Genomic DNA, 13,203 nt, shown 5'->3' with positions numbered 1-13,203 from the left:
TCAAATCTAAAACTATGAAAAATCCGATAATAATATCACCTCAGGAACAAATCAAAGAAAAATATCATTCGATTAGAAATCGTTCTGCAGAAATTTGTCAACCACTTGAAATTGAAGATTATGTAGTACAACCAATCGTAGATGTAAGTCCGCCAAAATGGCATTTGGGACACACAACATGGTTTTTCGAAACATTTATTTTGATTCCGAATTTTCCTGATTACAAGGTTTTTGATTCACAATATAATTTTGTTTTTAATAGCTATTACGAAACGATTGGATCTCGTGTAATCCGTACAGACAGAGGAAACCTGAGTCGTCCTTCTGTTGCAGATATTTACCGTTACCTTGAATATGTCGATAAAAATATGGACTACTTTCTGTCAAATTATAATTTAAGTGAAGACTTAAAAAAGTTATTTGAATTAGGTTTAAATCACGAACAGCAACATCAGGAATTATTATTAACAGATATTAAATATATTTTAGGACACAATCCTTTATTTCCGGCTTATGACGAAAATTTTCCATCAGAAAAACCGGAACAGGAAAGTTTAGAAATGATTAATTTTCCCGAAGGAATTTATGAAATAGGATTTGAAGGCGACGGTTTTTGTTTCGATAATGAATTAAACAGACATAAGGTTTATTTAAATAGTTTTGAAATTTCAAACCGATTGGTAACCAACGCAGAATATCTCGAATTCATGAATGACAACGGTTACAAGGATTTCAGACATTGGCATGCAGAAGGTTGGGATTGGGTAAAAGAAAATAATGCAAAATCTCCGTTATATTGGCATTTTATTGATGGAAAATGGATGTATTATACTTTAAACGGATTAAAAGAGATCAATCCTGATGATGCCGTTTGTCACATTAACTTTTTTGAAGCATCCGCTTTTGCTTCATGGAAAGGATTGCGTTTGCCGACCGAAGCAGAATGGGAAGTTGCCTCAGAAAAATTTGACTGGGGAAAACGTTGGGAATGGACAGGAAGTGCCTATCTTCCGTATCCTGGATTTGCAAAAGAAGCCGGAGCAGTAGGAGAATACAACGGAAAATTTATGGTGAACCAAATGGTTTTAAGAGGTTCTTCTGTTGCGACACCAATTGGGCATAGCCGAAAAACATACAGAAATTTTTTTCAGACAAAGCTTCAATGGCAGTTTACAGGAATGAGATTAGCTAAATAATTAGAATGATTGCTGTAGAATCTGTTTCTAAAAGTTTTAACAATCGTCCCGCAGTGGATGATATTTCCTTTGTCGCCAACGAGAAGGAAATTTTGGTGTTGTTAGGAACAAGCGGTTGCGGTAAAACGACTACACTAAAAATGATCAATCGTCTTATCGATTCAGATTCGGGAAGAATTTTAATTGATGGTAAAAATAGTAGAGATCAAAAAGTAGAGGAATTGAGAATGGGAATTGGCTATGTGATGCAAAATTCAGGGCTTTTTCCTCATTATACGGTTGCCGAAAATATTGCTGTCGTTCCAAAACTTCAAAAATGGAATTCAAAACAAATCGAAAGCAGAACTGAAGAACTTATTCAAAAATTACATTTATCCGAAGATATTTTAAAAAGATTCCCCCACGAATTAAGCGGTGGACAACAGCAACGTGTCGGAATTGCAAGAGCTTTAATGGCAAATACTCCAATTTTATTGATGGATGAACCTTTCGGAGCGTTAGACAATATTACAAAATCTGATATTCATGCTGAGTTTAAAACGCTGAATGAGCTTAAAAATAAAACCATCATTTTGGTAACTCACGATGTTTCAGAAGCTTTTGAATTGGGACATAGAATTTGCTTAATGGATAAAGGGAAAATCATTCAAATAGGAACTCCGAAAGAAATGATTTACCACCCGATTAATGAATTTGTTAAAAATTTCTTCGCCAATAACCGAGTGACTTTAGAATATAAAATCACTAAAATTTCAGATCTCCAAAATATTTCAGACAACGAAATTAATAAAGATCAAAATGTTTGGGATGTGTTACAAAATCTCAGTACAGATATGAAAGATGTTGAACTTTACAATAAAATTACGACTTCTTTTAATGAATACCGACAAAAACAGTTAGCCTAATGCAGCAAAGTTTATGGCAATTTCTTGTTGAGCAGCAACATAAGATATTTATTCAGGTGATTCAGCATTTGGGATTGACTTTTATTGCGTTGTTATTTGCAATTGCGATCGGTTTACCTTTGGGAATTTTAATCAGCAGAAAAAAGAAATTAGCCACACCGATTTTAACTGTCGCCGGAATTTTACAGACCATTCCAAGTATTGCGTTGCTCGGTTTTATGATTCCCGTTTTCGGAATCGGACCGCAACCTGCGATTGTCGCATTGTTAATTTATGCACTTTTGCCTATTATCCGAAATACTTACACGGGAATTTCAGGAGTAAACGGTAATGTAATCGAAGCCGCAAAATCTTTAGGAATGACGAAAAGTCAATTACTTTTAAAGGTCGAATTACCATTAGCAATGCCTGTTATTGTTGCCGGAATCAGAACTGCTGCTGTTATTAACGTAGGAGTGGCAACATTGGCTTCTTTCGTTGCAGCAGGAGGTTTGGGAGAGTTTATTTTTGGCGGAATTTCCCTTAATAATTCCAATATGATTCTTGCCGGAGCAATTCCTGCCGCTTTATTGGCAATTATTGTTGATCAGATTATTGCTGTCATTCGAAATTTAAAATATCAGACAATCCGAAAAATATTGATGATTTTCCCGGTTATTTTTATTATTGCAGGAGGAATTTATTTCTGGACTAAAAATTCATCAACAAATTTACGAGCCGGATTTACTCCCGAATTTATGGGAAGAAAAGATGGAGATATTGGTTTAAAAAAGATTTATCAGTTAAATTTAAATCCTTCGGTCGTAAATGATGCTTTGATGTACAAGGCTTTATATGAAAATAAACTAGACATTATCAGCGGTTATTCTACGGATGGAAGGATAAAAGCGTATGATTTGGTTGTTCTTAATGATGATAAAAAAATATTTCCGCCTTATTTCGCAGCTCCGATTGTTAAAGAAAAAACTTTACAAAAATATCCTGATCTTGAGAAAACAATCAATCTTCTTGCGGGGAAAATTAATGATTTTGTAATGACTGAAATGAACTACAAAACAGATTATCTTCATCAGGTTCCTGAAAAGGTGGCGAAAGAATTTTTGATTAAAAATAATTTATACAAATCTCCCAATAAAGCGGGAAATGAAACCATTCGAATCGGATCAAAAATATTTGGGGAACAGTACATTCTTGCCGAAATGTATAGAATGCTTATCGAAGGAAATACGAATTACAAAGTTGAAACAAAAACAGGTTTGGGCGGAACAAAAATTTGTTTTGATGCCTTAATGAACGATGCTATCGATTTTTACCCTGAATATACAGGAACCGGCTTATTAGTTTTGCTGGAACTGGATAATTCAACCATTGAAAAAGTTACAAAAAGTACAGATTCTACCTATCAATTTGTACAAACTGAGTTCGAAAAAAAATACCAGATTCGTTGGCTGAAACCTATCGGATTCAATAATGCTTATGCTCTCGTTATGCGAAGAAAGCAAGCTAATCAACTTAAAATCCAATCAATAACGGATTTGAAGACTTACACGAATAAAAAGTAATCTACTTTTTTGTCATTTCTACTGAATAATAAATATTAGGTTAAAATTTTCTTTCACAGATTCCACAGATGATTATTCATTTGTGAAAATATTTGTGTCATTAATGTTTAAGAAAAGCATTTAAAAACGAAAGCTATAAAAGTGATAAACAAAATAAATATTAAATAGACAAAATTGTCTATTTAATTTGTAGCTTTGTCCCATGAAACAGAGAGGGCAAGTTGTAATCGACAAAATACTGGATACAGCAGATAAATTATTTTATAAACAAGGCTACAGTAATACTGGGATTAATCAGATTATTGAGGAAGCAGATATTGCAAAAGCATCTTTATATAAACATTTCGAAACAAAGACCGATTTATTGGTTGCGTATGTTCAGCGCACCCATGAACTTTGGTTTTCCAGATTGGAAGCTGCGGTGAATAAAGTTGAAGATCCCAAAGAAAAAATACTGGCAATTTTCGATCATCATACAGAGCGACAGGAAATCAGGCAGTTTGGAGGTTGTCCTTTTATTAAAGCTAATGATGAAGCGGGAACAGATGATCCACGTTTTTTGGCGGAAATACAAGCAACCAAGATTCACAGCAAAGAATTTATAAAAATGCTGGTTGAAAATTCAGATCATAAAAAATTATTGTCGGATGAAGAACTGTCAGAAACAATTTATGTAATGTTGGAAGGATCGATCGTTACCGCTTCCGTTTTTAAAAGAGCCGATGAAATACAATCTGCAAAAGAAATTATCAAAAAACTGATCTAAAATGAAAGAATTAAAAAATAAATGGCTGGAGCTGATCATCGTTTTATCAGCGCCGCTGCTTTCTGTAATCGATGTATTTATCATCAATGTTGCCATTCCGACCATTAAAAAAGGAATTCATGCGACTGATGGTGAGATGCAGTTGGTTATTGCAGGTTATTTACTTGGTTATGCAGCTTTTTTAATCACAGGAGGAAGAGCAGGAGATCATTTTGGACGGAAAAAAGTTTTCTTTTGGGGAATGTTTGCTTTTACCGTTGCATCGTGTTTATGCGGATTGTCACAAACAGCTTTTCAACTCAATATCACAAGACTTTTCCAAGGTTTAAGTGCTTCATTTATGGTTCCGCAGACGATAGCATTTATTCAGGTTTTATTTACCGATACAAAAGAACGTGCAAAAGCATTCGGATTATACGGAATCACATTGGGAACTGCAGCTGTCATTGGACAGATTTTAGGGGGTTATTTATCTGATACACATTGGTTTATTGAAGGGTGGAGATTGGTTTTCTTTATTAATTTGCCAATAGGAATTATAACGCTTTGGGCAACACATAAATACGTCACAGAAACCGTAAAACATCAAAGCACAAAATTTGATTACACAGGAATTTTGATCTTAACTTTCGCTTTGTTTTCTCTTATTTATCCGTTAATTCAAGGGCGTGAAGCAGGTTGGCCGTTATGGAGCTTTGGTTTGCTTATTTTATCGGTTTTACTTTTTGCATTTTTCATTTATAATCAAAAAATTAAGCTCTCTAAAAATGAAAATCCGCTAATTGACGTTCGATTATTTAAAATAAGATCCTTTAATATAGGTTTAGTTGCAGTATTGTTTCACTTCATGTTACACACGGCTTATCTGTTGCTAAGTGCAGTTTACCTGCAAAACGGACTTGGAGTTTCGGCATTAGATTCAGGATTATATTTTGTCTTGCCGGGAATTTTATTCATTATATCTTCTGTGATTGCTTCACGATTAATCATAAAATTCGGAAAAAGAGTATTACAAGTTGGGGTTGTCATTTTATTGATGGCATTTTACTTACAAATGACGCTTTGGAAACCGGGAATAAATACTTCATTGATCATTGGATTAATGGGACTTTGGGGATTCGGAAACGGATTGGTGCTTCCTTCATTACTAAATATTGCATTAAAAAATGTACCTTCTCAATATGCGGGTGCAGCAGCGGGAATCTACTCAACTTTCCAGCAAACGGCTTCTGCATTGGGAGTAAGTATTATTGGAGGAGTATTTTTCTACTTTTCAAAAGACGGTTGGCAAACAGCTTATCATTTTGGAATTATCTGTTTATTAATTTGTGTTGTGATGGTTGGATTAATGCTTCAGTTACTTCCCAATATGAAAACAGAAACATCAAAAAAATTATCGGAAGAAAATGAAAGATCAGAAATTATTGATATATAAAGATATTCCGTCACCAGTCGGATTAATAAGAATTATTGCTTCTGGCAAAGGACTTGTCGCAATTATTTGGGAAGGTGAGGATTATAAAAGAACAAAACTTTCAGTTCCTGTAAAAGAAAATAATCATCCGATACTTTTGCAGACTAAACAGCAATTAAACGAATATTTTGAAAATAAAAGAACAACGTTTGATATTCCTCTTGATTTCGAAGGAACAGAATTTCAGTTAAGAGTTTGGGAAGCATTATTGAAAATCCCTTATGGCGTCACAAGAACGTATGGAGAATTAGCGAAAATTTTGGGTGATATAAAAGCAGTTCGCGCCGTTGGAGGAGCTTTAAATAAAAATCCGATTTCCATTATTGTGCCCTGTCACAGAGTTGTAGGAGCGTCAGGAAAGTTAGTTGGCTTTGCAGGCGGACTGAAAAATAAATCCATTTTGCTTGATTTGGAGCAGGGTTTTACAATGCCAAGTTTATTTTAAACTAAAATTTTAAATTAATGAAGAAAAGTATAAACAATATTGTTCCGGAAGAAGTTGAAACTTTCAACCTTGAAAACTTCCATGAATTGTGCGATCATTTGGCAAATCAGGATCAGGATTTAAAATTAATTTTAGAAAATCACGGTTATCCTCCGATGTGGACACGTAAAAATACTTTTGAAACATTGGTTCATATTATTTTGGAACAGCAGGTTTCTTTGGCTTCGGCTTTAGCAACTTTAAATATTAAAAGAAAAAATTAAGGAAATCACTCCTGAAAATATTCTTAAGCTAAATGATGATGAAATGAGAGAATGTTATGTAAGCCGCCAGAAAAATGTCTATATTAAAGGCTTGGCAAACGCGATTGTAAACAATGAAATTGATCTTGAACAGCTTTCAAAAATGTCGAATGATGAAGCACGAAAAACCTTGGTAAGCTTAAAAGGTATTGGAAATTGGACAGTTGATGTATATTTAATGTTTACCCTCCAGAGAACAGATATTTTTCCGATCGGAGATTTAGCAGCAGTAAATGCTTTAAAACGTTTGAAACAGCTTCAGCCAAAAGCTTCTAAGGAAGAAATTCTTGAAATCAGTGAACAATGGAAACCTTTTAGATCGGTTGCTTCAATGATGCTTTGGCATTATTACCTGTCTAGTTCTACAAGAAAGAATCAATAGATTTTTAAAAAGGATTTCAAATTTGATTTTGTCAATTTATAAAAATGTTGTATCTTTGCACCCAATGAATAACACAGTATTTATATCATTAGAATTACCGGGCGTAGACGCCCTTTACGATATTTATTTATTTTAAGCGAAGATATTTTCTTCGCTTTTTTTATGTTCAAAAATTAAGAAATTATGTTTACGATTACAGAACTAAGCACCGAGAGAATCAACAGTATAGTAACAGAAGCACTGGCTTTTGCAAACGGAAAAACTGCCAAAATTGAAGGAGAAGTTTTTTGCTCAAATCTTTTTTTTGAAGACAGCACAAGAACAAAAACAAGTTTTGATGTTGCCGAAAGAAAATTGGGATTACAGGTCGTTCCTTTTGATGCAGCAAACAGTTCTGTGAATAAAGGCGAAAGTTTATACGATACTGTAAAAACGATCGAAAGTTTAGGAGTAAATCTTGTAGTAATCAGAGATAAGAAAGACAGATATTTTGATGAATTAAAGGATATTAAAATTCCTGTCATTAATGGAGGAGACGGAACGGGGAACCATCCATCTCAATGTATGTTGGATTTGTTGACAATTTATCAGGAATTCGGAAAATTTGAAGGCTTAAAAGTGGGAATCGTAGGTGATGTAAAACACAGCCGTGTTGCCAATTCAAATGCAGAAGCATTAAGAAGATTAGGCGCTAAAGTTTACTTCTCAGGTCCGGAACAATGGTTTGATGAAGGTGCTTTAATCAACGGAACCTATTTAAATGTTGATGAATTAATTAAAGAAGTAGATGTTTTAATGTTATTAAGAATTCAACATGAAAGACACGATGCAAAAATGAGTTTCTCCGCGGCAGATTACCATAGAAAATATGGTTTGACGAAAGTAAGAGAAAAAGCAATGAAAAAAGAAGCCATCATCATGCATCCGGCTCCTATCAACAGAGGTGTTGAAATTGATACAGACTTAGTGGAATGCGAACGTTCAAGAGTTTTCAAACAAATGCAGAACGGCGTTTTCGCAAGAATGGCAATTTTAAAAGAAGCCTTGGAAAAAGAAGGATATACTTTTAAATAAGCCAATAGAATTAAAGAAAAAATAAGAAATAAAATAACAGAATGCAGAAGTCTAACTTCTAATTTCTAAAATCTAATATCTAATTTAAAAAATGAAGAAAAAGTTAATACTGGAGTCCGGTGAAGTGTTTCATGGAGAAGGTTTCGGAGCAGAATTGGAAACTGCAGGAGAAGTGGTTTTCAATACCGGAATGACAGGGTATCAGGAACTGATCTCTGACCCGTCTTACTGCGGTCAGATTGTTTGTATGACCTATCCGCTTATCGGAAACTATGGAATTAATAGAGATGATTATGAGAGTATTGAGCCGGCTATCAAAGGTCTTATCGTAAAAGAACTTTGTGATTTGCCGTCGAATTTCCGTACTCAGATTACTTTAGATGAATTATTTAAAAAGAAACACCTTTCAGGAATTTCAGGAATCGATACAAGAAGACTGACAAGAATTCTTCGTAACTCCGGAGTAGTGAAAGGAAAAATAGTAAACGCTGATACGGATGATCAGGCAATCATTTCAGAATTAAAATCAACAAATTTCCCTACAAACCAAGTAGAGCAGGTTTCTACAAAAACACCTTACGCCAATCCTGGAAGAGGTTTTAAAGTAGTATTGGTAGATTTCGGTTCGAAATTAGGAATTATCAGAGAATTATCTCAGAGAAATTGCGATATCATCGTTGTTTCGCATGATACAACAGCAGAAGAAATCTTATTAATGAATCCGGACGGAATTATGTTATCAAATGGTCCTGGAGATCCGGAAGACAACCAACAGGCTTTGGAAATGATCCGCGGATTATTAGGAAAAGTTCCAATCTTCGGAATCTGTTTAGGGCATCAATTAATCGGTTTGGCTTGTGGCGCGAAAACGTTCAAATTAAAATTCGGACACAGAGGTGGAAATCATCCGGTTTTGGATTTAGAGAAAAACAAAGTAGCAATTACTTCTCAAAACCACGGTTATGCGGTTGATCAGGAAAGTTTGAAAGGTACAGATTTAATTGAAACTCACATCGCATTGAACGACAGAACAAACGAAGGTCTGAAACATAAAATTCACCCTTGTTTCTCAGTTCAGTATCACCCGGAAGCAAGTCCAGGTCCTGAAGATGCGAATTATTTATTCGATGATTTCATTCACTTGATGGAAGATTTTAAGAATAAGAAGAATCAATAAATTTAGAAATATAAATGTCAACTTTTCGCCAAATATATTATCAGATTGTATTCAGTACAAAGCACAGAAAATCTGTGTTGAATATTGAGCATGAAGATGAATTATACAAATATATTTGGGGAATTGTTAAAAATAAAAACTGTAAACTTTATAGGATTAATGGAATGCCGGATCATATTCATTTATTTACAGATCTGCATCCATCAGTTTCTTTAAGCAGTTTTGTAAAAGATATCAAAGTTTCAACGAACTTATGGATAAAGCAAAGCGGATTATTTCCTGATTTTGAAGAATGGCAGAGTGGCTATGGTGCATTCACGTATTCGGAAAGAGAGAAAGATGTGATCATTAATTATATAAAAAATCAAAAAGAACATCATAAAAATGAATCTTTTGAAGATGAATATAAAAATTTGCTAAAATCTCATGGAGTTGAATTTGAAGAAAAATATCTGTGGTAAATAGTATTCAACCCATTTAATGGGTTGTCGGAATGATTTAATTATCCAATCCATAGGTTTCACCTACGGCTATTAAGATTCAGCCACTTCGTGGCTGTCCAAAAAGACAAAGAACCATGAAATGGTTCAACAACAATAGCCACGGATGAAATCCATGGAACAATAAAAAAGAAAAAAAATGAAAAGAAACGACATAAAAACAATTTTAGTAATCGGTTCAGGACCTATTATCATTGGTCAGGCGGCGGAATTTGATTACGCAGGAACGCAGGCTTGTCTGTCTTTGAGAGAAGAAGGCTACAAAGTAATTTTGATCAATTCAAACCCTGCAACGATTATGACGGATGTTGAAATCGCAGATAAAGTATACATCGAGCCGATTTCACTTCAGTTTGTAAGTCATATCATCAGAAAAGAACGTCCGGATGCACTTTTACCGACTCTTGGAGGACAAACTGGTCTTAACATGGCGGTAGAATTGGAAAAATCAGGAATTCTTGAAGAATGTAAAGTTGAGGTTTTGGGAACAACACTTTCAGCGATCAACAGAGCGGAAGATAGAGATTTGTTCCGTGAATTGATGAGAGAATTGAACGAACCGGTTCCTGAATCAGATATCGTAAATACGGTTGAAGGAGCATTAAGATTTGCTGATGAGATCGGTTATCCTGTAATTGTTCGTCCTGCCTTCACGATGGGTGGAACAGGAGGTGGAATCGCTTCCAATGAGGTTGAATTGAAAGAAATTGCTGAATTAGGTCTAAAATACAGTCCTGTTACACAATGTCTTATCGAAAGATCAATTGCGGGTTTCAAAGAAATTGAATACGAAGTAATGCGTGATGCAAACGACAACGCGATTGTGGTTTGTAACATGGAAAATATAGATCCGGTGGGAGTTCACACAGGAGATTCAATCGTTGTGGCGCCTTCTCAAACGCTTTCTGACAGAGAATATCAATTGTTGAGAAATGCTTCACTGAAAATCATCAGAGCACTAGGAATTGAAGGTGGTTGTAACGTACAATTAGCTTTAGATCCACATTCATTCGATTATTATATCATCGAGGTTAACCCGAGAGTTTCCCGTTCATCAGCTTTAGCATCAAAAGCAACAGGATATCCGATTGCTAAAATTGCCGCTAAAATTGCGGTAGGATTAACGTTGGATGAAATCATGAATCCTGTTACAGGAAAAACTTACGCTTGTTTTGAACCAGCTTTGGATTATGTGGTAACTAAATTCCCAAGATTCCCTTTCGATAAATTTGAAACGGCTGACAGAAGATTATCAACACAGATGAAAGCAACGGGTGAGGTAATGGCGATCGGAAGAAATTTCGAAGAGTCTTTACAAAAAGCAATCCGTTCTTTGGAGACTGGAATTAAACATATTGGTTTAAAAACTAAGCAGGCAGCGGCTTTAACGGCTGAAGAAATCGAAAGAAGAATCAGAGTTTGTGATGACGAAAGATTATTCATCATTGGTGATGCCTTAAGAAGAGGGTACGACTGGGAACAAATCGTAGAATGGAGCAAAATCGATAAATTTTTCATCTGGAAAATCAAAAAATTAATTGATTTCGAAAAAGTTATTGCTGAAAATAAATTCAACAAAGAAACTTTATTAGAAGCTAAAAAATTAGGTTTTGCTGATATAAATATTGCAATTCTTTGGAATGTAACGGAGCGTGAAATCTTTAATTTCAGAAAAGAAAACCGAGTAATGCCGGTTTACAAAATGGTAGACACTTGCGCCGCAGAATTCGAATCTGAAACACCTTATTTCTACGGAACTTATGAAGAAGAAAATGAAAGTGTAGCTTCAGATAAGGATAAAATTATCGTTTTAGGTTCAGGTCCAATCAGAATCGGACAGGGAGTTGAATTTGATTACGCGACGGTTCACTCGGTTTGGGCAATCAAAGAGATGGGTTACGAAGCCATTATCATCAATAACAACCCTGAAACGGTTTCTACGGACTTCTCAATTTCAGATAAATTATACTTCGAACCGTTGACGGAAGAAGATGTAATGAACATCATCGAATTGGAAAAACCAAAAGGTGTTGTGGTACAGTTCGGTGGACAGACAGCGATCAATTTGGCTGACAAATTAGCTGCGCACGGAGTTCAGATTTTAGGAACTTCTTTAGAAGATTTAGACAGAGCTGAAAACAGAGATAAGTTCGAAAAAGCTCTTCAGGAAATGGGAATTCCTCAGCCTTTAGGAAAAACTTCGACTTCAAAAGAAGAAGCGATTGTGATTGCTAACGAAATTGGCTATCCGGTTTTGGTTCGTCCAAGTTATGTTTTGGGCGGTAGAGCAATGGAAATTGTTTACACAGAAGCAGAATTGGCTCATTATATGGAGTTTGCGGTAGAAGCAAGTCCAGATCAGCCAATCTTGGTCGATAAATATATGGTCGGCAAAGAAATCGAAATTGATGCGATTTGCGACGGTGAAACTGTGATTATTCCAGGAATTATGGAGCACATCGAAAGAGCAGGAGTTCACTCTGGAGACTCGATTGCGGTGTATCCTCCACAGAATATTTCACAAAGCGAAGTTGATACTTTAGTAGATTACACACAAAGATTAGCTAAAGGTTTGAAAGTGATTGGATTAATGAATATTCAATACGTTCTTTTCGAAGGAAATGTATATGTAATCGAAGTGAATCCACGTTCATCAAGAACAGTTCCTTTCTTATCTAAAATCACAGAAGTTCCGATGGCAAACTTGGCTACAAAAGCAATTTTAGGTCAAAAACTGACAGATTTAGGCTACAAAAACGGATTGGTTCCAAATAAAGAAGGTGTTTTTGTAAAAGTTCCAGTGTTCTCTTTCTCAAAACTAACGAAAGTTGATATCTCTCTAGGACCAGAAATGAAGTCTACAGGAGAGGTTATGGGTAAAGATACAACCCTTGAAAAAGCGCTTTACAAAGGATTGGTTGCAGCAGGAAGAAAAGTTCCGATGCACGGATCAATTTTGTTCACAGTAGCTGATAAACACAAGCAGGAAGCGGCTGATTTGGCAGCGAGATTTCATGAAGTTGGTTTCAGAATCTGGGCAACAGAAGGAACAGCAAAATTCTTCGAAGAAAAAGGAATTCCTTGTAAAATAGGATACAAAATTGGAGAAGAAAGTGTAAACCTGATCGATTTGATTCAGAAAGGAAAAGTTCAGTATGTTGTGAATACTACTACAAAAGGAAAACAAGCTGAAAGAGATGGTTTCCAAATCAGAAGAATGAGTGTGGAAAACGGAGTCCCTTGTTTGACATCAATGGATACGGTTGAAGCAATCCTGAAAGTAATCGAAAGCATGAGTTTCAAAATGGAAACGATGTAATTTTCGGATTAAAATATTTGAACCTCGTAAGTTTTCTTACGAGGTTTTTTATTTAATATTAACTGAATTTTTTAATGATTAAAATATTCAATTCGTATTTT

12 protein-coding genes are annotated in these 13,203 nt (G+C 35.1%); all 12 read left to right on the top strand.

Translation table 11 applies throughout. The features are described 5' to 3' along the window. The first annotated feature begins 14 nt into the window (after window positions 1-14). Entirely contained in the window at window positions 15-1,196 is a 1,182-nt protein-coding gene (gene egtB, locus ABD940_RS07850) for an ergothioneine biosynthesis protein EgtB (RefSeq protein ID WP_345201973.1), read from the top strand. A gap of 5 nt (window positions 1,197-1,201) precedes the next feature. Further along, window positions 1,202-2,101 carry an ABC transporter ATP-binding protein gene (locus ABD940_RS07845; RefSeq protein ID WP_345201968.1) on the top strand — a complete coding sequence of 300 codons (900 nt, stop codon included), beginning with the start codon at window positions 1,202-1,204 and terminating at the stop codon, window positions 2,099-2,101. Further along, the gene (locus tag ABD940_RS07840; protein ID WP_345201964.1) at window positions 2,101-3,663 is read left to right on the top strand and encodes an ABC transporter permease/substrate-binding protein; all 1,563 of its coding nucleotides are present in this window, start codon (window positions 2,101-2,103) and stop codon (window positions 3,661-3,663) included. The genes ABD940_RS07845 and ABD940_RS07840 overlap by 1 nt, the downstream gene beginning before the upstream one ends. Window positions 3,664-3,865: 202 nt before the next feature. Further along, window positions 3,866-4,429: a TetR/AcrR family transcriptional regulator gene (locus ABD940_RS07835; protein ID WP_345201959.1), complete on the top strand. Its 564-nt coding sequence runs from the start codon at window positions 3,866-3,868 to the stop codon at window positions 4,427-4,429. 1 nt (window position 4,430) lies between these two features. Continuing rightward, window positions 4,431-5,864, top strand: a complete 1,434-nt coding sequence (locus ABD940_RS07830) for an MFS transporter (protein WP_345201955.1) — start codon at window positions 4,431-4,433, stop codon at window positions 5,862-5,864. Then, on the top strand, window positions 5,836-6,348 hold the full coding sequence (locus ABD940_RS07825; RefSeq protein ID WP_345201950.1) for a methylated-DNA--[protein]-cysteine S-methyltransferase: 513 nt from the start codon (window positions 5,836-5,838) through the stop codon (window positions 6,346-6,348). Before ABD940_RS07830 ends, ABD940_RS07825 begins: the two co-directional genes overlap by 29 nt. 17 nt (window positions 6,349-6,365) lie before the next feature. Beyond that, window positions 6,366-6,611 carry a DNA glycosylase family protein gene (locus tag ABD940_RS07820; protein ID WP_345201947.1) on the top strand — a complete coding sequence of 82 codons (246 nt, stop codon included), beginning with the start codon at window positions 6,366-6,368 and terminating at the stop codon, window positions 6,609-6,611. A 43-nt stretch (window positions 6,612-6,654) separates the two neighbouring features. Beyond that, window positions 6,655-7,032 carry a DNA-3-methyladenine glycosylase family protein gene (locus tag ABD940_RS07815; protein WP_345201943.1) on the top strand — a complete coding sequence of 126 codons (378 nt, stop codon included), beginning with the start codon at window positions 6,655-6,657 and terminating at the stop codon, window positions 7,030-7,032. A gap of 183 nt (window positions 7,033-7,215) precedes the next feature. Next, window positions 7,216-8,106 (top strand): aspartate carbamoyltransferase catalytic subunit, encoded by an 891-nt coding sequence (locus ABD940_RS07810; protein ID WP_345201941.1) that lies wholly within the window; start codon window positions 7,216-7,218, stop codon window positions 8,104-8,106. Between the two features lie 91 nt (window positions 8,107-8,197). Beyond that, a complete protein-coding gene (locus tag ABD940_RS07805; protein WP_345201939.1) occupies window positions 8,198-9,283 on the top strand; it encodes a carbamoyl phosphate synthase small subunit in 1,086 nt (361 codons plus the stop codon). Window positions 9,284-9,297: 14 nt separating this feature from the next. Next, entirely contained in the window at window positions 9,298-9,744 is a 447-nt protein-coding gene (gene tnpA / locus ABD940_RS07800; RefSeq protein ID WP_345201937.1) for an IS200/IS605 family transposase, read from the top strand. A 178-nt stretch (window positions 9,745-9,922) separates the two neighbouring features. Then, window positions 9,923-13,102, top strand: a complete 3,180-nt coding sequence (gene carB / locus ABD940_RS07795) for a carbamoyl-phosphate synthase large subunit (RefSeq protein ID WP_345201936.1) — start codon at window positions 9,923-9,925, stop codon at window positions 13,100-13,102. The last annotated feature ends 101 nt before the right edge of the window (window positions 13,103-13,203 follow it).

The sequence above is a fragment of the Chryseobacterium ginsengisoli genome (assembly GCF_039542325.1).
GTDB classification, from domain to species: Bacteria; Bacteroidota; Bacteroidia; order Flavobacteriales; family Weeksellaceae; genus Chryseobacterium; species Chryseobacterium ginsengisoli.
Note: the sequence above shows the minus strand (reverse complement) of the source record. Positions and strands in the feature narration are given on the sequence as shown.